The 24,997-nt window shown below is 34.0% G+C and carries 17 protein-coding genes; 7 read left to right on the plus strand and 10 right to left on the minus strand.

Annotated elements, in window-relative coordinates; all coding sequences use genetic code 11:
• Window positions 1-20 precede the first annotated feature (20 nt).
• The 3 genes from AAEO59_RS01165 to AAEO59_RS01175 all read right to left on the minus strand — a co-directional run bounded on the left by AAEO59_RS01165 (window position 21) and on the right by AAEO59_RS01175 (window position 4,892).
• Window positions 21-2,420 (minus strand): ribonucleoside-diphosphate reductase subunit alpha, encoded by a 2,400-nt coding sequence (locus AAEO59_RS01165; protein ID WP_341698924.1) that lies wholly within the window; start codon window positions 2,418-2,420, stop codon window positions 21-23.
• Window positions 2,421-2,567: 147 nt separating this feature from the next.
• Complete coding sequence (locus AAEO59_RS01170; RefSeq protein WP_341698925.1) at window positions 2,568-3,557, minus strand: ribonucleotide-diphosphate reductase subunit beta; 990 nt, start codon at window positions 3,555-3,557, stop codon at window positions 2,568-2,570.
• A 756-nt stretch (window positions 3,558-4,313) separates the two neighbouring features.
• Window positions 4,314-4,892 (minus strand): DUF3109 family protein, encoded by a 579-nt coding sequence (locus tag AAEO59_RS01175; RefSeq protein ID WP_341698926.1) that lies wholly within the window; start codon window positions 4,890-4,892, stop codon window positions 4,314-4,316.
• 200 nt (window positions 4,893-5,092) lie between these two features.
• On the opposite strand from AAEO59_RS01175, the gene AAEO59_RS01180 reads away from it, so the two are divergent.
• The 3 genes from AAEO59_RS01180 to AAEO59_RS01190 all read left to right on the plus strand — a co-directional run bounded on the left by AAEO59_RS01180 (window position 5,093) and on the right by AAEO59_RS01190 (window position 6,597).
• Complete coding sequence (locus tag AAEO59_RS01180) at window positions 5,093-5,671, plus strand: MarC family protein (RefSeq protein ID WP_341698927.1); 579 nt, start codon at window positions 5,093-5,095, stop codon at window positions 5,669-5,671.
• A 112-nt stretch (window positions 5,672-5,783) separates the two neighbouring features.
• Window positions 5,784-5,987, plus strand: coding sequence for a hypothetical protein (locus AAEO59_RS01185; RefSeq protein ID WP_341698928.1), 204 nt, complete (start codon window positions 5,784-5,786; stop codon window positions 5,985-5,987).
• Between the two features lie 4 nt (window positions 5,988-5,991).
• Entirely contained in the window at window positions 5,992-6,597 is a 606-nt protein-coding gene (locus AAEO59_RS01190) for an FAD-dependent oxidoreductase (protein ID WP_341698929.1), read from the plus strand.
• A 91-nt stretch (window positions 6,598-6,688) separates the two neighbouring features.
• Here the strand turns inward: AAEO59_RS01190 and AAEO59_RS01195 are convergent, their stop codons facing one another.
• Genes AAEO59_RS01195 through AAEO59_RS01205 form a run of 3 tightly spaced genes read right to left on the minus strand, consistent with a single transcriptional unit; the run spans window position 6,689 to window position 9,293 of the window.
• On the minus strand, window positions 6,689-8,263 hold the full coding sequence (locus AAEO59_RS01195; protein WP_341698930.1) for a S41 family peptidase: 1,575 nt from the start codon (window positions 8,261-8,263) through the stop codon (window positions 6,689-6,691).
• 1 nt (window position 8,264) lies between these two features.
• Complete coding sequence (locus tag AAEO59_RS01200) at window positions 8,265-8,696, minus strand: deoxycytidylate deaminase (protein WP_341698931.1); 432 nt, start codon at window positions 8,694-8,696, stop codon at window positions 8,265-8,267.
• Window positions 8,697-8,699: 3 nt separating this feature from the next.
• Window positions 8,700-9,293 (minus strand): HupE/UreJ family protein, encoded by a 594-nt coding sequence (locus tag AAEO59_RS01205; RefSeq protein ID WP_341698957.1) that lies wholly within the window; start codon window positions 9,291-9,293, stop codon window positions 8,700-8,702.
• 169 nt (window positions 9,294-9,462) lie between these two features.
• Between AAEO59_RS01205 and AAEO59_RS01210 the strand changes: the two genes are divergently transcribed.
• Window positions 9,463-9,894 (plus strand): TerB family tellurite resistance protein, encoded by a 432-nt coding sequence (locus tag AAEO59_RS01210; RefSeq protein WP_341698932.1) that lies wholly within the window; start codon window positions 9,463-9,465, stop codon window positions 9,892-9,894.
• An 83-nt stretch (window positions 9,895-9,977) separates the two neighbouring features.
• Here the strand turns inward: AAEO59_RS01210 and fbp are convergent, their stop codons facing one another.
• Entirely contained in the window at window positions 9,978-10,988 is a 1,011-nt protein-coding gene (gene fbp / locus AAEO59_RS01215; protein WP_341698933.1) for a class 1 fructose-bisphosphatase, read from the minus strand.
• A gap of 170 nt (window positions 10,989-11,158) precedes the next feature.
• On the opposite strand from fbp, the gene AAEO59_RS01220 reads away from it, so the two are divergent.
• From AAEO59_RS01220 to AAEO59_RS01230, 3 genes are all read left to right on the plus strand, one after another.
• A complete protein-coding gene (locus tag AAEO59_RS01220; protein WP_341698934.1) occupies window positions 11,159-11,650 on the plus strand; it encodes a GNAT family N-acetyltransferase in 492 nt (163 codons plus the stop codon).
• 59 nt (window positions 11,651-11,709) lie between these two features.
• Window positions 11,710-12,966, plus strand: a complete 1,257-nt coding sequence (locus tag AAEO59_RS01225) for an aspartate kinase (protein WP_341698935.1) — start codon at window positions 11,710-11,712, stop codon at window positions 12,964-12,966.
• Window positions 12,967-13,138: 172 nt separating this feature from the next.
• Window positions 13,139-14,203, plus strand: coding sequence for a glycosyltransferase (locus AAEO59_RS01230; protein ID WP_341698936.1), 1,065 nt, complete (start codon window positions 13,139-13,141; stop codon window positions 14,201-14,203).
• A gap of 105 nt (window positions 14,204-14,308) precedes the next feature.
• Here the strand turns inward: AAEO59_RS01230 and AAEO59_RS01235 are convergent, their stop codons facing one another.
• From AAEO59_RS01235 to AAEO59_RS01245, 3 genes are all read right to left on the minus strand, one after another.
• Entirely contained in the window at window positions 14,309-16,261 is a 1,953-nt protein-coding gene (locus AAEO59_RS01235; RefSeq protein ID WP_341698937.1) for an OmpA family protein, read from the minus strand.
• A gap of 72 nt (window positions 16,262-16,333) precedes the next feature.
• Window positions 16,334-17,248: a PorP/SprF family type IX secretion system membrane protein gene (locus tag AAEO59_RS01240; protein WP_341698938.1), complete on the minus strand. Its 915-nt coding sequence runs from the start codon at window positions 17,246-17,248 to the stop codon at window positions 16,334-16,336.
• 51 nt (window positions 17,249-17,299) lie between these two features.
• On the minus strand, window positions 17,300-24,967 hold the full coding sequence (locus AAEO59_RS01245; protein WP_341698939.1) for a DUF7507 domain-containing protein: 7,668 nt from the start codon (window positions 24,965-24,967) through the stop codon (window positions 17,300-17,302).
• Between the last annotated feature and the right edge of the window lie 30 nt (window positions 24,968-24,997).

The following is a 24,997-nucleotide window of genomic DNA, read 5'->3' on the forward strand; positions in this document are numbered from 1 at the left end:
GAATTAATAATTAATTCATATTAAGATCCACACATTTCACAATCCTCAGGACCACCTGCTTGTGCTTTAAGAATCATTGCTTTGTATTCGTTGATATCAATAGAATCCGTTTTTACTTCTTCAGCAACAGCAGCAACGGGTTGTTCCTTTTTGTCATTATTCAACGTAAACTTAATCGCATCTACTGCCGATTTCGTTCTTAAATAATACATACCTGTTTTTAATCCTGATTGCCAAGCGTAGAAATGCATCGAAGTTAATTTGGCATAATTAGCATCTTGCATAAACAAGTTCAATGATTGTGACTGATCAATAAAATAACCTCTTTGACGAGACATATCAATAATATCTTTCATTGACATTTCCCAAACGGTTTTATACAAATCTTTCAAGTCTTGAGGAATGATATCGATGTTTTGAACAGAACCATTATGACGCATAATTTCCTGTTTCAAACTTTCGGTCCACAATCCACGCTCTACTAAATCGTGCAATAAGTGTTTGTTTACCACGATAAACTCCCCAGATAATACACGACGTGTATAAATATTGGATGTATATGGTTCGAATGCTTCGTTGTTACCTAAAATTTGAGAAGTAGAAGCTGTAGGCATTGGTGCAACTAATAAAGAGTTACGCACACCGTGCTCCATTACTTCTTTTCTTAAGGATGCCCAATCCCAACGACCGGATAATTCTTCATCTTTTAATCCCCAAAGATTATGTTGGAATTCTCCTTGTGAAATAGGTGAACCTTCGTAAGTTGAATATGGCCCTTCTTCTTTTGCCATTTCCATAGAAGCAGTAACGGCTGCGAAGTATAAAGTTTCGAAAATTTCCTGATTTAATTTCTTAGCAGCATCACTTGTAAACGGCATACGCAACATGATGAAAGCATCTGCTAATCCCTGAACTCCTAAACCTACCGGACGGTGACGTAAGTTAGAATTCTCAGCTTCCGGAACCGGATAATAATTTCTGTCAATTACTTTATTCAAGTTTCTTGTTACACGTTTAGTAACATTGTATAAAGCTTCATGGTTAAATTCACCATTTTCCACAAACATTGGCAATGAAAGTGAAGCCAGATTACAAACTGCAATTTCATCCTTAGAAGTGTACTCCATAATCTCAGTACACAAGTTAGAAGAACGAATAACTCCTAAATTCTTTTGGTTTGATTTACGGTTAACAGCATCTTTGTATAACATGTAAGGAGTTCCGGTCTCGATTTGAGATTCCAAGATTTTCTCCCATAATTCACGCGCCCTGATGGTTTTTCTACCTTTTCCTTTAGCCTCATAATCGGTATATAAAGCTTCAAATTCTTCTCCGTATACATCATATAAACCAGGACATTCGTTAGGACACATCAAAGTCCACTGTCCATCTTCCTGTACACGTTTCATGAATAAATCCGAAGTCCACATCGCAAAGAATAAATCTCTTGCACGCATTTCTTCTTTTCCGGTATTCTTTTTCAAATCTAAGAACTCGAAGATATCAGCATGCCATGTTTCGATATAAATCGCGAAACTTCCTTTACGCTTCCCTCCACCTTGATCTACATAACGAGCCGTATCATTAAATACTCTCAACATTGGAACAATTCCGTTAGAAGTTCCGTTAGTACCACGAATATAGGAACCGGTAGCACGAACGTTGTGAATTGAAAGTCCAATTCCTCCCGCTGATTGAGAGATTTTAGCCGTTTGTTTTAAAGTATCATAAATTCCGTCAATACTATCATCCTGCATTGCCAAAAGGAAACAAGAAGACATTTGCGGTTTTGGAGTACCTGCGTTGAATAATGTTGGCGTTGCATGTGTAAAGAACTTTTTAGACATTAAGTCATAGGTTTCTAAAACTGACTGCAAATCATCTAAGTGAATCCCAACAGCAACACGCATTAACATATGTTGTGGTCTTTCAACAATTTTACCGTTTATTTTTAATAAATAAGAACGCTCTAATGTTTTGAAACCAAAATAATCGTAATTAAAATCTCTGTTATAAATAATATGAGAATCTAAAAAAGCTGAATTTTCTTGAATAACCTTAAAAACCTCATCAGAAATTAACGGCGCTTTTTGTCCATTTCTTGGGTTTACATAATGATACATTTCAGTCATTGTCTCAGAAAATGACTTTTTAGTATTTGAATGTAAGTTTGAAATAGCAATTCTAGCCGCTAACAAAGCATAATCCGGATGCGCAATAGTCATCGAAGCAGCAGTCTCAGCCGCTAAATTATCTAACTCTGACGTAGAAACCCCATCATACAATCCTTCAATCACGCGCATGGCTACCTTTACAGCATCCACTAAATCATTTAAGCCATAGCACAGTTTTTTAATTCTTTCTGTGATCTTGTCGAACATTACCGGCTCTTTTTGGCCGTTCCTTTTTACTACGTACATAAGTTTTGGGTTTTAAAAAAACAAAGAATCCCTTCTCTGTTTTTGGGTTATTTGTAATCTTTTTTGTCTTTAAGACACTAAAGCCAAAAGCCTTAGTTATTTTGAGTTTGTCCTAGCCAACGACTAAACAAACATTGTATTCATTATTTAGAAATCAGCGTCGAATGAAATTTCCTGAGCATCAGAATCATTAGCTTTTCCACTGTTTAATACTCCTGCTTTTTGATATTCGGATACTTTTTTCTCAAAGAAATTGGTTTTTCCCTGAAGCGAAATCATATCCATGAAATCGAATGGATTAGCCGTATTATAAACTCTTTCACAACCTAATTCCACTAATAATCTATCCGTAACAAACTCTAAATATTGCGTCATCAAACCGGCATTCATTCCAATCAAACTTACAGGAAGCGACTCGGTGATAAACTCTCTTTCAATATCTAATGCATTTACGATAATTTCTTTAATTCTTTCTTTCGGAACTTTGTTCACCAAGTGGTGATTGTGTAAATGCACTGCAAAGTCACAGTGAACTCCTTCGTCACGAGAAATCAATTCGTTAGAAAAAGTCAATCCTGGCATTAAACCTCGTTTTTTCAACCAATAAATAGAACAGAAAGCTCCAGAAAAGAAGATTCCTTCTACAGCAGCAAAAGCAATTAATCTTTCAGCAAAAGAATCAGATTCGATCCATTTTAAAGCCCAATCTGCTTTTTTTCTAATAGCTGGAAAAACATCTAAAGCATTAAACAACTCATCTTTCTCTTTTTCGTCTTTTACATAAGTATCAATCAAAAGGGAATAGGTTTCACTATGAATATTTTCCATCATGATTTGGAAACCATAGAAAAATTTCGCCTCAGCATATTGTACCTCGTTAACAAAATTCTCGGCTAAATTTTCGTTTACAATTCCGTCAGAAGCAGCGAAGAAAGCTAAAATATGTTTGATAAAATATTTCTCATCCGAATTTAGCTTATTGTTCCAATCGTGTAAGTCCTGAGACAAATCAATCTCTTCGGCAGTCCAAAAACTTGCCTCCATTTTTTTATACCATTCCCAAATATCATGGTGTTTAATTGGAAATATTACGAAACGATTTTTATTCTCTTGTAAAATGGGTTCAATTTGCGACATTGTAATTCTATTTTTAATGAGATTGTAAGGATAGTTTTTTGCTTTTTGAAGCATTACAAAGATTATGAAATATTGCGGCAATTAAAAGCCAAACTTATTCACAATAACCCCTAGTTTTTAACAAAGACAGAAAACACTACTAAATCCTAATTAAAAAATAAAACACTACATATCAACGGTTTAAAAATCCGAAAACGTTATAAAATGCCGTAGAATATAGGATTTATAAAATAGAAAACAAGAAAAAAAACACTTTATTTAACTCTTTTATTCCAATCAAAAAAGTCAAAAAAAAAGTTGTCAACATAAAAACCCGAATCGTTAATAATTTTAAACCGATATTAACAAATTATATGTAGATATGTATTACTTTTGAAGAGCAAAAAACCGACATATGTTTTTACACACATCGGTCTTTGAATTATTCTATCTTTCGATAAATAATTTCACTACATCAATAATCAGGTGACCAAATCCAACAATTGACGGAGTGACTTTCCAAAATTTGAGCCAAAGACTTTCTGGGTCCGTAGGCTCTTTTTTATTTAAAATCATATTACAAAGATTACTAAATATTATGGCAATTAAAAGCCAAACTTATTCACAATAACCCCTAGTTTTTAACAAAGACAGAAAAGACTACTAAACCCTAATTAAAAAATAAAACACTATATATCAATACTTTAAAAATAGACATACGGTATAATATACTATAGAATATAGGATTTATAAAATAGAAAACAAGAAAAAAATAGTTTATTTTGACTTCACTTTTTTCCATTCACGAGCCACTTCTTCCAGCTCTAAATACCAATCTTCACCAAACCTTCTAATCAAAGCTTCTTTCACAAATTTATACACCGGCACCTCTAATTCTTTACCTAAAGTACAGGCATCATCACAAATATCCCATTTGTCGTAATTCACAGCTGCGAACTCTGTAAAATCTTTAACTCGGATTGGATACAAATGACAGGAAACCGGTTTTTTCCAATCAACAATCCCCTGATTATAGGCTTGTTCAATACCGCAGAGCGCTGTTTTTCCATCAAAAATCACATAAGCACAATCCTTATTATCGATTAATGTCGTTTCAAGATCACCATCTGTACCTTTGACCCAAGTCCCCTGAGTTTCTATAGCAGCAATCCCTTCTTTACGCAGAAAAGGCTTTACTTTAGGATAAATCTCTTCCAAAATTTTAGTTTCTTCTTCACTTAAAGGCGCACCAGCATCTCCATCAATACAACATGCTCCATGGCAAGCCGATAAATTACACACAAATTCCTTCTCTAAAATATCCTCTGAAACGATTGTTTTCCCTAATTGAAACATAACTTTTAAACACTATTGTTATAAGCTACAAAGGTAACCAATCTCTATTAAACTAAAGAAAGATAATTCTACAGCTGCAGCAATATTAATAACACTAAAAAAACCAACCTAAAACATCGAAATAATAAGCAATTAACTATTTTTACACAACAATTTAAAACAGACACCAACTTCTATTGCTATAACAAAATCTAAAAAGCATGCTATTAATTAGTCTAAAAGAAATCATCACTGTAGGAATGGTTCTTTTTGCCGTTATTGACATTGTAGGTTCCATCCCTATTATTGTAGACCTTAGAAAAAAACACGGACATATCGAGTCAGAAAAGGCTGCTTTAGTAGCGGGAATTATTATGCTTGTTTTCCTCTTTATTGGTGAAGACTTTTTAAGCATCATAGGCATCGATGTCCATTCATTTGCGGTAGCAGGATCGTTTGTGCTTTTTTTCATTGCTTTAGAAATGATACTCGGCATACGTATTTATAAAGATGAAGAAGCTAACTCTGCTTCTATTGTTCCTTTAGCATTTCCGCTGATTGCGGGAGCAGGAACCATGACCACCTTACTTTCTTTACGTTCACAATACCACACTGTAAATATTGTTATCGCTATAATCCTAAACATCATTTTAGTATACATTGTCCTAAAATCATCTTCAAAAATTGAAAAACTATTAGGAAAAAATGGACTTGACGTGGTACGTAAAGCTTTTGGGGTAGTACTACTAGCTATCGCTGTTAAATTATTTGCCTCTAATGTTAAAGGACTATTTCTCTAAACTATTTTTTTATAATTTTACACCCTAAATTAACTTGTAGAACACAACCAGTAGTAAAAACCAATATCCACTTTATCAAATAGATATTTAGCTACAAGTCAAAACAAATACCATGAAAATTTTCACTAACATATTAGTATTTTTAGCTGCAGCACTTATTATTTTCAACATTACTCAATTAGATTTCAACAATCTGTTTGGAGGAGACAACGCAGTTGCCTTTATTGGAATTGCTGCTTCTTGTTGCGCCATCCTGATTCTAATTATTTTTAGAATGTCTAAAAAAATAGAAGATAAAATGAACGACAAACTATAGTTATATGTTTGACGTTTTAATCATTGGAGGTGGTGTTTCCGGCATGTCATGTGCATTAGTACTTGGCTCAGCCAAAAACAAAAAATTTGTTACCGATAAAAAAATCGGGATTTTTTCACACCAAAAGTCATCTTCACTTCAGGATGCTCTTTTTAATAATGCCTATGGAATTCCTGCTGGCAAACTTGGATCAGAATTACTTAGTGAAAGCATCGCACACTTAGATCAAACTTACCCTCATATTACACAAATTCAAAACGAAAAAGTATTCCGTATTGAAGGAGAAGCACCTAATTTGACTGTTATCACTAACAAAAATAGCTACCAAACCAAAGCTGTTGTAGTAGGTATTGGCTCAGCCAACACTTTTGCTATTGATGGACTAATGCAATACGTCATACCGCATCAAAAAGCACTTCCTGAAAAACAAAGAATTCAATTAAAAAATACAGATCATCTAGTAACTGAAGGGATTTATGTCATTGGGACTTTAGCAGGATGGAGAAGCCAATTAGCCATTGCTGCCGGAAGTGGAGCAGCCGTTGCCACTGATATTCTTACTTTATGGAATAACGGAGTACAAACTCACGCGCACGACAGCATTAGATAAAAATATCTACAAAAAAAACCATTAAGAAATTAAGTTTATTAAGCGTTGCAGCTAAACTTTCTTAATTTCTTAATGGTTTTAAAATTTACACCTATTTTTTATTTAAAACCCTCTTAATCATCACGTCATCCTTTAACAAAATGTCATAAAAAGCCTTTTCACCGTACAATTGTTTCACAAATTCAGCATTTAAATATCTTTTAACAACCAGTTTACCCTTTTTCAACTGAACCCCCTGTATATGCTTAGACAAAAAAGTATCAAACGCATTAAAATAGTCATCGGTAACATTCATTTTATTTAAAAATTGACCTAAAGTAAGCGCCTTGAATGTGTTTCTTTTTTTATCCAATTGTTCAAAAACAAAATTACCTACAACTCCAGATTCCATTAAGTATAAGGTGGCCTCATCAGCATCAGGAAACTCAATGGGCACAAAAATATCCGGAACAATTCCACCGCCGCCGTAAACAATCTTTCCCTTTGGCGTTTTAAATTTCAAGCTATCATCAACTTCAATACATTCTTTATCGTATAATTCACCGTTTTTAAATCGGGCTTCAGATTCTTTAAAATATTGCTCTTCCCCTTTTACATAGGGTTTTTGAATTGACCTACCAGTAGGAGTATAATAGCGCGCAACCGTTAATCGTACTGCTGAACCATCCTCGAAATCCATTTCGCGTTGCACCAAACCTTTCCCAAAAGAACGACGACCTACAATTGTTCCTCTATCGTTATCCTGAACAGCGCCAGCCAGAATCTCGCTCGCCGAAGCAGTATTTTCATTGATTAAAATAAATAAATTCCCGCTTTCAAAACTACCTTTTGCTGTTGCATAGGTTTTATCAACTTTACCTTTTTTGTTTTTAGTAAAAACAATTAATTTTCTGTCAGCCAATAATTCATCGGCAATTTCAATTGCTTCTTCCATGTACCCCCCACCATTATCCCGAAGATCAATTACTAACGATTTAGCTCCCTGTTTTTGTAATCGAACCAAATTAGACTTAAACTCTTCATAAGTAGTTTCAGCAAAACGATTGATTTTGATATAAGCCATAGTTGGATTTAACATCAAACCAACATCAACACTTTTCAAAGGAACAACACCTCTTGTAATGGTGAAATTTATTTTTCTATTTTCAGATTTTCTATAAACAGTAAGAAGCACCTGCGAACCTTCGGCACCTTTAAACTTTGAAAACAAAGAATCGGTTGGTAATTTTCGTCCAAATAACTTCACATGATCTGCATACAAAATTCGATCACCGGCTTTTATTCCAGCTTTTGCTGAGGGTCCGTTAGCGATTGACTCAACAACTGCAACGGTATCTTTATAGAGATAAAAACGAATGCCAACACCCACAAAATCCCCTTTCATATTTTCAGCTACCTCAGCCTGTTCGCTTGGAGGAATATAAACGGAGTGCGGATCTAATTGGGACAAAATATTATCCACCGTTCGATTAACAATGGAATCGGTGTCTAACTCATCAACATATTCATTATTAATAAAATCAATTAATTGATTGAGTTTTGCTTTCGAATTATTAGCATTCAAAAACTGATTTTGACTTGAAAAATTCAAAAAACCACCTATAAGTATTCCAATAGACAGGATAATACTAATATAAATAGGCAGGTATTTATAATTTATTTTCACTTTATTCTTCTAAATCCTGAATATGATCTACAATTACTCCGGCTTTTTTCAAAAATTGAATCCCTGAATCATCACGATAACCATTTTGATATACTACTCGTTTAATACCGGATTGATGTATTAATTTACTGCATTCTTTACAAGGAGAAAGCGTAATATACAAAGTAGCGCCTTCACAAGATTGAGTTGAACGCGCTACTTTTAGAATAGCATTAGCCTCGGCATGCAAAACATCCCATCTTGTTAAACCTTCTTCATCTTCGCAACAATTATCAAATCCTGTAGGTGTACCATTATATCCGTCAGAAATAATCATTCGGTCTTTTACTATAATTGCTCCTACCTGTTTGCGTTTACAATAAGACAATTGCCCCCATTCCTTAGCAATTCTAAGATAAGCCTTATCGTATTTATTTAATTTTTTTTGTTCCATATTCTATCTTATCCAAATTTCATTTCCCAAAATAATTGGTAAAACTACTCCAATAATAAATGCTGACATCACTAATGCCCAATCTCTTTTAGAAAATCTAAAAACAGTTTGCACAATATATGACAAAATCAAAACTACCAAAATGACAACTAACTGAGCTGCTTCAATTCCTAATGACGATTCTAATATCGCTAATAATTTTGAAACCGAAGCTCCCTTATGTATATTTTTAAAATAATTTAAAAAACCTAAGCCATGAATAATCCCAAAGAAAAGTGTAATAAAAAAAATGAGATTAAGGCTTTCCTTTTTACCTGATTTTCCCGCTGTAAACAAATGAAACAAAGCCACAATTAAAACAGTAATAGGAATTAACAATTCAACCACGGTTACTTTAACCGCAATTATCCCATATAAAGTTAGCAACAATGCTACCGTATGTCCTATTGTAAACGAAGTAACCAAAAGCAATATTCGTTTCCAATCCTTAAAAGAAAGCGGAATCACCAATGCTACTAAAAAAAGAATATGATCGTAGGAATAAATATTTAGAATATGTTTTAATCCTAACTGAAAATAGATTAAAAATTGGGACATCATAGGTGTAATTTATTGATAGGGGACGTAAACTTACAATTAATTTTGAAACTCCTCAATTCATTGTGAATAATTTCATTTTAAAATAGATTTTACATCAAATAAAATCCAAAAGAAAATTAATAATTTAAAATTTGAATTATATTTGTCTAACAAAAAAACAATTATTATGTCATTTTCAGATTTATTTGATAGCGAGTTTAAACAAAGAAATAAAGGTCATTTTTCTGCGATCGTTCGCGTTGCTTTAGCTGATGGTATTGTCTCAACGGAAGAAAAAAACTTCTTGGATAAATTAGCTACACAACTAGAAATTTCAAGTTCAGAATATGAAGAAATTCTTGAAAACCCATCCATTCACCCAATCAACCCGCCTTATTTATATTCTCAAAGACTGGAGCGTTTATACGATTTAGCAAGAATGGTACATGTTGATCATCAATTAGGAGACAAACAAGAAACCGTTTTAAAGAAAATCGCTATTGGATTAGGATTTACACCAAGTAACGTTAACTACATTGTTGCAAAAGCTTTATCTTTAGTAGACAAAAAAGTAGATTTTGACACTTTTGCTTACGAAATGCAAAACATGCATAAATAATTTCACGGTAAACAAATACTAAAAAAAGCTCTTAATTTTTAAATTCAAGAGCTTTTTTCATTTATTAAAAATTTTAATTCAAATTATTTACTTGCCTTAAGCATAAACTCTTCTGCTTTAGCCACCATATTATAGCTACCGCAGAAAAACGGCACACGCTCGTGCAATTCGGTTGGTTTAATTTCCATAATTCTTCTAAATCCGTCTGACGCTTTCCCTCCTGCCTGCTCTGCAATAAAGGCCATTGGATTACATTCGTAAAGCAATCTTAATTTCCCTTTAGGTGCTTTAGAACTTGTTGGGTAAATATAAATTCCTCCTTTAATCATGTTTCTGTGAATATCTGAAACTAAACTTCCTATATATCTGGAAGTATAAGGTCTATCACCTTCTTCGGCCTGACAATATTTGATATAATCTTTCACTCCTTGAGGAAACTGCAAATAATGTCCTTCATTTATTGAATAAATAGCACCATCCGGAGAAAATTTCATATTAGGATGCGACAAGTAAAAGGTACCTATAGCAGGATTTAAAGTAAAACCATTTACACCATCACCAGTTGTATAAACAAGCATCGTTGACGTTCCATAAATCACATAACCCGCTGCCACTTGCATAGTTCCTGGCTGTAAAAAATCATCAAGAGTTACAGGCGTCCCTACGGGAGTAACTCTTCTATAAACCGAAAAAACAGTTCCAACAGAAACATTTACATCAATATTAGAAGACCCATCTAAAGGATCCATCAAAACCACATATTTATTTTTATGGCTTTTATCTTTTCCTTCTACTGTAATAAACTCATCATTTTCTTCAGAAGCAATTCCGCAAACTATTTCACGATTTTTTAAAGTTTGAATAAAAACTTCATTAGCGTAAACATCTAATTTTTGTTGATCCTCACCCTGAATATTAGTTTCTCCTGCCGCACCTGTAATATCAACTAATCCAGCTTTATTTACTTTATAGCTTACAACTTTTGCCGCAAGGCGTATTGAATTGATAATTCGGGATAATTCTCCTGACGAATATTGAAATGATTTTTGGTTGTCAATAATAAACTCTCCTAAGGTAGTTGCTTTTTCTTCCATTTACGAAATCGTTATAATTGTATTTGAGGTAACAAATATCGTTTTTTTTGTGATAATGATAGAATAAAACTTACTTAGTTTTACAGTATTGTATATTTGCTAATAATTAGCAAGCTAACAGTTTTAAGGAAAGCCATATTGTTAAATTTTAAACCAAAAAATAAGAATCTATGAATATTAGAGCAGGTGAAAAAGAAGACATGAAGGCGGTTCTTAAACTAATTCAGGAACTGGCAGAATTTGAAAAAGAGCCTGATGCTGTTATCGTAACAGAAGAGGATTTGATTAGAGATGGTTTTGGAAACCAACCGTTATTTCATGTTTTTGTTGCCGAAATAAATTCAGAAATTGTAGGAATTGCATTTTTTTATTACCGATATTCGACTTGGAAAGGAAAAATTATCCACCTGGAAGATTTGATAGTAAAAAATAACATGAGAGGCAAAGGAGTGGGTTATGCTTTATACTCTGAAATTATCAAACAAGCTCAAAGAGACAAGGTAAAAAGAATAGATTGGAATGTACTTAACTGGAACACACCAGCCATTGATTTTTATGAAAAAACCGGAGCTAAAGTATTAAAAGAATGGCATGTTGCTCAAATGGATGAAGCCGGAATTGCTAATTTTATAGAAAAGAAATTAAAAAGTAAAAACATATAATAATGACTTTAACTTTTCAGTTTAAATCTGAATTCTTAAGTCTAAAATCTTAATTTGAAATGAAAGTATTTAAATTTGGTGGTGCATCGGTTAAAGATGCAGCTGGGATAAGAAACGTATATGACGTTTTACAAAAAGCAGGTTATGAAGATGTATTATTAGTTGTTTCAGCAATGGGAAAAACAACTAATGCCTTAGAAGTAGTAATCAAAAATTATTTTGATAAATCTCCTGAGCTTAATGCATCTGTACAGGAAATTAAAAAATACCATAACCAAATCTTATTAGATTTATTTGAAGACGAAAACCACGCAGTTTTTGCCGGTGTTAATGAACATTTCTCTGACTTAGAATATTTCTTAGCACATAATAAATCACCTAACTACAACTTTGTTTACGATCAAATTGTAAGTATGGGAGAAATTATTTCGACTACTGTTTTGAGTTATTATATGAATTTCATGGGAATTGAAACACAGTGGATTGATGTGCGTAATTATATCAAAACAAACAACAATTATCGTGATGCAGAAGTGGATTGGGAATTGACTCAAAGCAACATTTCTAAAAACATCAAAACGAAAAGTTTAAACATTACTCAGGGATTCTTAGGTTCTGACGAAAATAACTTTACTACTACTTTAGGTCGTGAAGGTTCTGATTATACTGCTGCTATTTTTGCTTATTGCTTAAATGCGGAAAGCGTTACTATCTGGAAAGACGTTCCGGGAGTTATGAATGCCGACCCAAGATATTTTGAAAACGCAAGTTTGTTAAACCAAATATCTTACCGTGAAGCAATCGAATTAGCATTTTACGGAGCAACGGTTATTCACCCAAAAACTTTACAACCATTACAAAAAAAGGAAATTCCTTTACACGTAAAATCATTCATCAATCCTTTATTAAAAGGAACTGTTGTAAGTAAAGGAGCTACTCTAGAGCCTTTCATGCCTTGTTTTATTGTAAAAAGAGAGCAATTATTAATCTCTCTTTCTTCTATTGATTTTTCATTCATCATGGAAGAAAACATCAGTGAGATTTTTGGTTTATTCCACGAATTCAAAATTAAGGTAAACTTAATTCAGAACTCAGCAATTAGCTTTTCTGTATGTGTTGAAGACAAATTTGGCAACTTCAAAGATTTACTAGCTATTTTGTCTAAAAAATTCAAAGTAGGTTACAACGAAAATGTTACTTTGTACACCATCAGACACTTTAACGATGCTGCAGCACAAACAGTAGTAGAAGGAAAAACAGTATTATTAAAACAATTAGGTACTGAAACTATGCAAATTGTTACTAAAGAAAGTTAATCTTTTTTTACTATAACTTCATCAAAAAGACACTGTTGCTTAGCAGTGTCTTTTTTATTACCAAATCATTTTAAAATTATTAGATTAGGAAATAATAACTTAATAGTTTGATAATTAATAAGTCTGTTTACAAAAACTTTGTTTAAGTATTTTTATCAAAAATGATTAAACTATGAATTTAAATACACCAAGCAAAACCATCCTGGTAGCTCCGTTAAACTGGGGCCTGGGACATGCTACCCGTTGTATACCTATTATTAAAGCCTTACAAGAGAACAACTTCATTCCTATTATTGCTTCCGATGGCAATGCTTTGGACTTATTAAAAAAAGAATTTCCCTATTTAAAATTTCTTGAATTACCTTCCTACGAAATAGAATATGCCAAAAACGGAAGATATTTCAAATGGAAACTTTTAAAAAATTGTCCTAAAATTATTGAGGCCATTTTAGAGGAAAAAAAATTAGTCAAAAAATGGATTAAAAAACACGATATCGACGGTATCATTTCTGACAACCGACTTGGAGTTTTCAGTAAAAAAGTACCTTCGGTATTTATCACACATCAGCTCAATGTCATGACAGGAAACACTACCTGGCTAAGCAGTATTTTACATCAAAATATTATCAAAAAATATACTGAATGTTGGGTCCCGGACAATGAAGGCGAACTAAATTTAGCCGGCGAATTAAGTCATTTGAAAAATCATGATTTAAACATCAGATACATTGGTCCATTGAGTCGTATGCATTATAAAAAAACAGAGAAGAAATACGACTTAATGATTCTGCTTTCAGGACCAGAACCACAACGTAGTATGCTGGAAGAAAAACTTAAAAAAGAAATTCTTCACTACAACGGAAATGTACTTTTTATAAAGGGAATTATAGAAAAAGAACAAAAAAAGGAACAAACAGAAAACGTTACTTTTTATAATTTTATGCACAGCCGTCAGCTGGAACAAGCGCTAAATGAAAGCAATATTATTCTTTGCCGTTCAGGATACACCTCGATTATGGATTTGGCCAAACTAAACAAAAAAGCCTTCTTTATCCCTACTCCTGGGCAATATGAGCAATTATACTTAGCCAAAAAATTAAAAAAGGAAGGCCTTGTTCCTTTTGCAACTCAGGATAATTTTTGCATTGAAAACTTAGATGAAATCGATAATTACAAAGGACTTTCTGAAATAAAATCCAGTAACAATTGGAATGAAATTTTTAATGTTTTTATATAAAAAAGACAAACACTAACTGACCCAAAAAGGCCAATTAGTGTGTCTAATGTGCTATCCTACATAACCCCCGTTCGTAGGATAACGAAATAAAAAAAACCTAACTAACTAATCATTAATAGAAATAATCACAAATTCACTTCGTCTATTAGCCTGATGTTCTTCTTCGGTACATTCTACGCCATCAGGACATTTGTTTACTAATTGAGATTCTCCATAACCTTTTGCCGACAAACGGGAAGCATCAATTCCGTTTTGAATCAACCATGCCTTAGTTGAAGTGGCTCTTTGTTCTGACAATTTCAAATTATACATAGCCGTATTTCGACTATCAGTATGCGAACGAATATCAATTTTAATTTTTGGATTTTGCAGCATCACATCCAGAATTTTGGACAATTCTAAGGCCGCATCAGTTCGGATATCCGATTTATTTAAATCAAAATAGATAATTTTTATCCCAAAAACTTTAGCAATATCATCACCTACAGTTATTTTTTTCAAGGTTTTTTCAATAGTAACCGGCACAAAAGTTTTACCGTTGTCAGCAGCAATTGTTGTAGAAACTTCATCGGTATTGTAAGCTTCTTTTTCTGTTTTAATGTAATATTTAGCGTCACATTTTACTTCTCCAAAATCAAAATCACCTTTCTCACCCGTAGTAACCGATTTTAATATTTGAAAACTGCTATCAAACAAACTCACTTTAGCATTAGCAATCAATTGATTTGTTTCTACATCAGTAACTTTACCCATTAAAAACTGCTCACAAGGATATTCGATAGCTCGGTTTTCTATAAACTTATAGATATCATCACCTCCTAAACCTCCTTCTCTGTTGGAAGTTACATATCCCATTCTTGTATTCGGATTAATCAACAACCCAAAATCATCCTTAGAACTATTTAACGGTTCTCCCACATTTAAAACTTCTTTAGATAAGCCATCCTGAGCAATTTTAGTAACAAAAACATCTAAACCACCTAATCCTGGATGCCCATCTGAAGCAAAATACAGTTCGTTTTTCACTGTTATAAAAGGAAAAGTTTCTCTTCCTTCAGTATTAATCACTTTTCCTAAATTTTCAGGATTTCCATAAGTTCCGTCATCATTAATTTTTACTTTATAAAGATCAGACTGTCCCAATGTTCCCGGCATATTAGAAGCAAAATACAAGGTCTTTTCATCAAAGCTAAGTGCTGGATGCGCCGCACAATAATCATCACTATTAAATGGCAATTCGGATATATTTTCCCATTTTTCACCATTCAAAGTAGCTTTGTAAATCTTCAGCAAAGTAGTTTGCTTTCCATCTTTACCTCGTTTTCCATTATTATAATTATTACGGGTAAAATAAACCGTTTTCCCATCTTTAGTAAAAACAGGAGTCGACTCATGAAACTTTGTATTTAAGTTAGTAAAAGCTCTGCTTTCCTTTTTTAAAGTACCATCAGCATCTATGGTAGATTGATACAAATTAGTAAAGGCTTCGCCCGTCCAAGGATCCTTACGTTTTATAAAATTCATTGTATCACGGGCAGTAGTAAAAATTAATTTATCCTTATACAATGCACTCCCATAATCAGAATATTTAGAATTAATTCCTGCATTTTCAATTGTATATCGCCCCGAATTTTTTTTGATAATTTCAAGATAATTTTTTTGATTAGCAGACAATTGAGCTCTTAAATCATTTCCATTTTCTCTATTAAATCTAGCCATCATTTCATCTGCTTTCTCGTATTCTTTAATTGATTTCAAAGACTGTGCATAACGATAACAGCATTCTGGAGTAACCACTGCGTTCATTTCAAATAACTCTCTATAGTACTTGGCTGCATTTTCCAAATCCCCATTAAAATAATACGCGTTTGCCAACTTCAATAACATGTCTGATGACTTGTATCCTCTATCATACATTCGATCATAAGTCTTGATGGCATCTACATAAGCATAACGGTCATACTCTTTAGTCGCTTTTTCTGTTTTAAAATTTAGCTGCGCAGAAAGTTTTAACACTGAAAAAACGAACAATACTATTGATAAACAATACTTTTTCATAGGTATAAATTTATTTTAAATCACATTTGTACTAACTCAAAATCCTTAAACCGTTATTTCATTATGTTCTTATTAGAAAAATCTTGGTGTTACAATTCTCCTTTGAATATTAAACAATTCAAACCTTAAGAATATCTCATGAGAACCTGAATTATAGTTTTCTAGAGTGGTTGTATCAAAATCATAACTGTAACCCACTAACAGTCCATCCGAAATTTGAATTCCAGCGATAGCGGTAATTGCAGCACTCCATCGATATGAAAGTCCCATAGTAAATTTATCCTGCAACAATACATTAGCAGATAAATCAACTTGTAAAGGAGCTCCTGACACCATTTTAGTTAAAACACTTGGCTTTAACTTAACTGAAGGACTTACTTCAAAAACATAGCCTCCCATCAAATAATAATGTAATCGTTGTTGAACAGTAGCAGATACGTTATCATCAAAATGCCTTACTGCTAAGAAATTGGGAACCGAAAAACCCACATACATTTTATCAGAATGAAAATAAACTCCCGCACCTATATTTGGTGAAAACTCATTATCAATATTATTTTTAAATGCCTGATTACCGGTATTGTAACGGGTTAATTTTGTATAATCCACATTCAATAAATCAGCCGAACCTTTAATACCAAAAGATAAATCATGATACTCAGAAGTAGGAATTGTATAAGAAAGATCAACTGATATATTATTTTGATCTCCTGCACCAATTTTATCATTTACAAATGAAAGTCCAACTCCTAATCTCGAATTAGGAAGAGGTGTATTTATAGAAAAAGCATTTGTTGTAGGAGCTCCGTCTAATCCTACCCACTGTGTACGATGCAAACCAAAGATACTCGTCACCCCTCGATTGCCCGCATAAGCAGGATTTATATTAACAGTATTATACATATAATGTGTGTATTGTGAATCTTGTTGTGCAAAACCAGACACCATTACTAATAACAGAAGTATTATAGCAGAATTTGTTTTCATAAGTTGATTTTTTTTAATCTAAAAGAACCTTTCTTTGGCACACTGCATTTATCAATCATTTATTAAGTGTAAATAGCCTGATTTATTAAATTCATTCGCTTCTGCATCCGTATATTTAATTACGTAGAAGTAAGTTCCACTAGGTAAACCATTTGACTGACTTATCGTTGTACGTCCGTCTGACATCCCTCTGAACGCTTTGTTTGCATTATCATAACCATCTACTTCAAATACTTTCACACCCCAACGATCAAATATTTGAACTGTATTTTTAGGATAACATTCTATTCCTCTTATATATAAAATTCGTTCAAAATCAGAGCCTAGATTTGGAGAAACAGCATTAAACACTTTAATTTCGCAACCACTCACACCTACTACAGTAGCATCATTCTCTAATGGATTATCGGTATCTGATAAATCCTCAACAATCACATCCAAAGGACTCGTTCCAAAAACTTTAGCTTGATTTGTAACTCTTCCGGCTATAATATCTTGTTGAGTAATTGTATAACTTGACGTAAAAGTCGAATTATCTGTAGCCCCCACAGCTAAACTGATTATACCTTGATTCATACCATGTCCAACCATTTCATCCTCTATCCAAACATTAGACAATGGAACATTTCCGGTATTCATAATAGTGTATGTGTATTTAATTGTCTCTCCTATTTGAGCCTGACCGTCTTGATTCTCATCTTGAAACGTTCCTACCAACAATAATGCAATTTTTGGGGATTGTGTTAAAAGAGTCATTGTACATGTTGGACAAACAGGATTTACAGGACAGCTCACACATGGCGTAGGATCAGTAGATGTATTTGTCACTTTTACACCTTTTGGTGAAGTCCCTTCAACAGTTGCTAAATTGTATACCACTCCAGCATTAATATCTGTTTGGGTAATTATGTACACTCCTGTAAATGCTGTACTATTAGATGTATTATAAGCCAAATCTGGAATTGCCGTTCCTGTAATTACGGCTTTAGCATCAGTTACCATCACGTTTGAAAGAGAAGTATTCCCTGTATTTATCACTACAAAACTGTAGTCAATACGATCTCCTACACTTACAATACCATCATTATTAAAATCAACATACACTCCATCTTTAGTAATACTTATTGATGGATTAGTAGACAAAGTAGTAGTTGTAGGATTATCATTTGTAATTGTGGTACCAGATATATCCTGTACATTATTACCTTGTGAATCTTTTCCAACAGCTAAAGCCGAATTAACTACTACTCCAGCATCAATATCTGATTGTTTTAAAATATAAGTCCCTATAATAGAATTATTAGTTGCTCCAGGAGCCAAACTAACTATTGTTGACACTGGAATTGTAAGACCAACCATCGGATCACTAATTACTATATTATTGATAGTTCCATTTCCGATATTAGTAACAGCAAATGTGTAATTAATAACCCCTCCTGCTTCTACTACCCCACTTAGCACTCCTGTTTTTACCAATGCAATCTTGAAATCTTGAGGCAAGGTAGTTTCGGTACTGGTATCGTTATTCACTGCTGTTCCGGAAATATCCTGAACATCTGTTCCTTGTGGATCTTGTCCTTTGGCAATAGCTGTATTGGTTACTTTTCCTGCATCAATATCGGCCTGTGTGATGGTATAATCACTTGTAATAACACCTTGTTGCAATGGTGCCAAACTACTTGGCACTATGGCCAAATTAGTCGCTCCTAATATAGCATCATTTATCACAATATTACTTACCGTTACATTACCGGTATTGGTTACTGTGAAGGTATAAGTGATTTTATCACCTACTGCTGCTTTAGTTGCATTTCCTTGGTAAGCTGCTGTTTTTACAAAGGCTAACGAAGCTGATTTTGGTAAGGTAGTTTCGGTACTGGTATCGTTATTCACTGCTGTTCCGGAAATATCCTGAACATCTGTTCCTTGTGGATCTTGTCCTTTGGCAATAGCTGTATTGGTTACTTTTCCTGCATCAATATCGGCCTGTGTAATGGTATAATCACTTGTAATAACACCTTGTTGCAATGGTGCTAAACTACTTGGCACTATGGCCAAATTAGTCGCTCCTAATTTAGCATCATTTATCACAATATTACTTACCGTTACATTACCGGTATTGGTTACTGTGAAGGTATAAGTGATTTTATCGCCTACTGCTGCTTTTGCTGCATTTCCTTGGTAAGCTGCTGTTTTTACAAAGGCTAACGAAGCTGATTTTGGCAAGGTAGTTTCGGTACTGGTGTCGTTATTCACTGCTGTTCCGGAAATATCCTGAACATCTGTTCCTTGTGGATCTTGTCCTTTGGCAATAGCTGTATTGGTTACTTTTCCTGCATCAATATCGGCCTGTGTGATAGTATAATCACTTGTAATAACACCCTGTTGCAATGGTGCCAAACTACTTGGCACTATGGCCAAATTAGTCGCTCCTAATTTAGCATCATTTATCACAATATTACTTACCGTTACATTACCGGTATTGGTTACTGTGAAGGTATAAGTGATATTATCACCTACTGCTGCTTTAGTTGCATTTCCTTGATAAGCTGCTGTTTTTACAAAGGCTAACGAAGCTGATTTTGGTAAGGTAGTTTCGGTACTGGTGTCGTTATTCACTGCTGTTCCGGAAATATCCTGAACGTCTGTTCCTTGTGGATCTTGTCCTTTGGCAATAGCTGTATTGGTTACTTTTCCTGCATCAATATCGGCCTGTGTGATGGTATAATCACTTGTAATAACACCTTGTTGCAATGGTGCCAAACTACTTGGCACTATGGCCAAATTAGTCGCTCCTAATTTAGCATCATTTATCACAATATTACTTACCGTTACATTACCGGTATTGGTTACTGTGAAGGTATAAGTGATTTTATCACCTACTGCTGCTTTTGTTGCATTTCCTTGGTAAGCTGCTGTTTTTACAAAGGCTAACGAAGCTGATTTTGGCAAGGTAGTTTCGGTACTGGTGTCGTTATTCACTGCTGTTCCGGAAATATCCTGAACATCTGTTCCTTGTGGATCTTGTCCTTTGGCAATAGCTGTATTGGTTACTTTTCCTGCATCAATATCGGCCTGTGTGATAGTATAATCACTTGTAATAACACCTTGTTGCAATGGTGCTAAACTACTTGGTACTATGGCCAAATTAGTCGCTCCTAATTTGGCATCATTTATCACAATATTACTTACCGTTACATTACCTGTATTCGTTACTGTGAAGGTATAAGTGATTTTATCACCTACTGCTGCTTTTGTTGCATTTCCTTGGTAAGCTGCTGTTTTTACAAAGGCTAACGAAGCTGATTTTGGCAAGGTAGTTTCGGTACTGGTGTCGTTATTCACTGCTGTTCCGGAAATATCCTGAACATCTGTTCCTTGTGGATCTTGTCCTTTGGCAATAGCTGTATTGGTCACTTTTCCTGCATCAATATCGGCCTGTGTGATAGTATAATCACTTGTAATAACACCTTGTTGCAATGGTGCTAAACTACTTGGTACTATGGCCAAATTAGTCGCTCCTAATTTAGCATCATTTATCACAATATTACTTACCGTTACATTACCGGTATTGGTTACTGTGAAGGTATAAGTGATTTTATCACCTACTGCTGCTTTAGTTGCATTTCCTTGATAAGCTGCTGTTTTTACAAAGGCTAACGAAGCTGATTTTGGTAAGGTAGTTTCGGTACTGGTGTCGTTATTCACTGCTGTTCCGGAAATATCCTGAACATCTGTTCCTTGTGGGGTTCTTGCCGTAACTAAAGCAGAATTAGTTACCTTACCCTGATCAATATCGGCCTGATTTATTGTATAAATCCCTGTAATACTTGATTTTTTTTCACCAACACCTAAACTAGCTATAGGATTACCTATTATTGTCAAACCAATCATTGGATCAGAAATAACAACATTATTCAAGGTTGTATTACCTGTATTAGTAACTTGAAAAGTATAGGTAATTGTATCACCCACAACTGCTTTTGATGAATTGCCATTGTAAACTGCCGTTTTCACCAAAACAATGGCTGGATTTTGAGAAACAGGCGTTTCGGTACTATCATTAGTGCCTTGAGTTGTACCTGAAACATCGGTTACATCATTATTAGATGGATCTTTAGCTGTTACCAATGCCGAATTGACTACTTTACCAGCATCAATATCAGCTTGCGTAATACTATAAGTACCTGTAATACTCGCATTTGTAACCCCTGGAGCCAAACTCACTATTGGATTCCCCGTAATAGTTAAACCAACCATAGGGTCTGTCACTACAACATTATTTAAAGTTGTTGTCCCAGTATTTGTTACCGTAAAAGTATACGTAATTGTATCTCCTAATTTAGCTGTACCTCCCACCACTGCTGTTTTTACAAGAGCAATTGTCGATCTGCTACCTATTGGAGTTTCTGTATTATCATCTGTTGATACAGTAGTCCCTGAAATATCGGTAATATTATTATTTTGTGGATCTTTAGCCGTTACTAAAGCCGAGTTAGTTACTTTTCCTGCATTAACATCTGCCTGAGTAATTGAATAAGTTCCAGTAATACTTAAATTAGATACCCCTGGAGCAAGACTCGCTATCGGATTTCCAGTTATTGTCAATCCTGGCATTGGATCCGATACAATAATATTGGTTAAAGTTGTGGTTCCTGTATTAGTTACGGCAAAAGTATAGGTAATCGTATCTCCTAATCCTCCTGATCCGCCAACAACGGCTGTTTTCACTAAAGCAATTTTTGAATTTTGAGTTACCGGTGTTTCTGTATTATCATCAGTAGTTACTGTTGTTCCTGAGATGTCACTAATAGTGTTATTTTGAGTATCTTTGGAAGTTACCAAAGCAGAATTAGTTACTTTTCCTGCATCGACATCTGCTTGTGTTATAGCATAAACCCCTGTAATACTTGAATTCGTAACACCTGGTGCCAAACTGGCTATTGGATTTCCTGTTATACTCAAGCCAACCATAGGATCTGTAACTACAATATTTGTTAATGTAGTATTACCTGTATTGGTAACTGAAAATGTATATGTGATTATATCACCTTTAGTCCCTGTTCCTCCTACAATAGCAGTTTTCACTAATGCTATCCCATCAATTTGAGTCATTAATGTAGCAGTACAAGCAGTACATGCGGTATTTACCGGGCAACTCGCACAAGGTGTTGGATCAGTAGAAGTTGCTGTTATTGTTGTACCAAAAGGTGTTAAAGCTGATACTGTTGCTAAATTATAAACAACCCCTGCATCTATATCAGACTGAGTAATAATATGAGTAGCCGTAAAAGTATTTGAATCAGTAGCTCCAGGTGCAAGACTAGCTATTGAGCTTCCCGAAACAGTTGCATTGTCATCTGTTAACGTAATATTAGTTAAGGTTTCAAAACCAGTATTTTTTACAACAAAAGTATAATCAATTCTATCTCCTGGATTTACTTTACCATCCGAATTTACATCAACATAAACATCTTCCTTCGTTACTGAAATTGAAGAAGAGTTACAAGACAAAGTACCACCATCGCTTTCAGAAGTATCTACAAAAGCACCATACACATTAATTGAATTAATAACACTTGCGACTGAATTTAAGGTAAGTCTGATTTCATCAAAAGGAAGTGTCGTTTTAAATCCGATATTATATACTCCAGGAACTGAACCCAGAACATCAAGTCCTATCAACGACAAATCGATTATTTGTCCGCCCGTTCTAGATTCCTGTAAGACGCCATTATTATAAGTACTGATACTTAACGACTGTAATAAATTAACCTGTGCCAGAGTACCTAAATCTTTAATTACATATCCTGCAAATGTACCTTTGGGATACGTAAACAATTGATCTTTTACAGCCACAGATCCTGAACCTATCACACCAGCAATTAAAGTAATATTGGCAAAATCGTTTTGATCAGCAGTCAATAAATTATTAGTATCATTTACCGCACAGGAAACACAGGCAACACCTTCAATCCCTGTTCTATCCTGATTTATTACTACTGGAAAATCAGGATTTGACAACAGATAACTCTTATTACACTCAACTACAGGGTCACATAATTTTTGAAATACTGCATTATAAACCTTAACTATTCCTAAATTTAATGAAACCAAATTTTCGAGAGTGATTTTAACTTCATCAAAAGGCATTGTAGAAACAAAACCAACTGTTTTTTTCCCTGTAGTAACTAACAAATCTGTTCCTACCGAAACTAAAACATCATTACCTAACTTCGATTCTTGTTGTACACCGTTTAAATATGTAGTTACTCTTACTGCATTAAACGCAGCTACATTAATTAAACTAGGGTTCTCAATTGTATAACCTGCGAAAGTTCCAGCAGGGTAATCCGTAATTTGTTCTTTTACAGATAAACTTCCGGTTGTCCCCACTCCTACCGATAAATTAATTTCGGCATAATTAGTTAAATCAGCATCTATTAAATTATCCTGATTCGTTATTGAACACAATGCACATACCAATCCATTTATACCAGAATTAGCATTATTAACATATACGGGATAGCTTGGTGAAGTTATTGCTGTTTGAACATTACAAGGCAAAGCAGGTCCTGCGCAAAAGTTTTCAAAGACAGCACCATAAACCCTTGTGGTTCCTAAATTCAAAGCTAATGTCTGATTGACAGACAATTTAACTTCATCAAATACTTGCGTGGTGATAAACCCTAATTTAAACCTTCCGCCTGAAGCAAGCAAAGTTGTATTTGCAATTAAATTATTTCCAGAAAACTGTTCTCTTTGAACACCATTTAAATATGTACTCAATACAACATTGCTCAGTGCTGACAAACTCAACAAATTACTATTTTCTATTTCAACACCTGCATAAGTACCTGCCGGATAGTCTGTAAGCTGATCCTTAATCGCTATAGAACCTGAAGCTAATAAGCCTACATTTAAATTTATCGTTGCATAATCATTTGTATTCGAATTAATGGCATTTTCAACATCAGCAACACTACCTACGCTTACTCCAGAAACACCAGTATTAGCTGGATCTATAGTAACCGGAAAAGTTGGCAAGCTTAATTTAGTAACAGTATTACATACTAAAGCCGGACCTGCACAATATTCACGAACAACTGCATGGTAAATATTAGTAGAACTCAATAAAGAAACACCTCCGTCAAAAACTATCTCAATAGCATCAAATGCGATAGTTGTATTAAATCCAACAATATAATCTGTTGGGCTTGACAATAAACTTAACCCAAGCAAGGAAGCTCCTGAAAATGATTGTTGTTGAACTCCATCATTATAAGTCTTGATAGTAATTCCATTTAACAAATCTAAGCTTAACAATCCGCCGCTCGGTGCAATTTTAAATCCTGCTAAAGTTCCTGCTGTATAAGTTGTATTACTGTCTGTTACTCTTAAAGAATGTGACGTACCAACACTAACCACACCAAAACTCGCTGTTGCATAATTAGTTAAACTGGCATCTATTAGACGACTTTCATTACTTATTCCACATCCTAGGATAGAAAGGCATGCCCCAGTAGTATTTGTAGTAACAGTTAAGTTATCAAAATTAGCTGGTACAAAAGCGGTCGGCACTTCAGTATTACATTGACTATAAGAATTAATAGACATCAATATAAGACCTAAACAAAAGAACAACTTATTAAAATTATATATCAGTAAAAATTTTACAATAAGTGTAGGAGTAGATAATTCGGGGTAGTTTTTTCTCATAATCTAAAGAATTAAATTTGGATACAAATA

It is taken from the genome of Flavobacterium flavipallidum (genome assembly GCF_038289905.1).
GTDB classification, from domain to species: domain Bacteria; phylum Bacteroidota; class Bacteroidia; order Flavobacteriales; family Flavobacteriaceae; genus Flavobacterium; species Flavobacterium flavipallidum.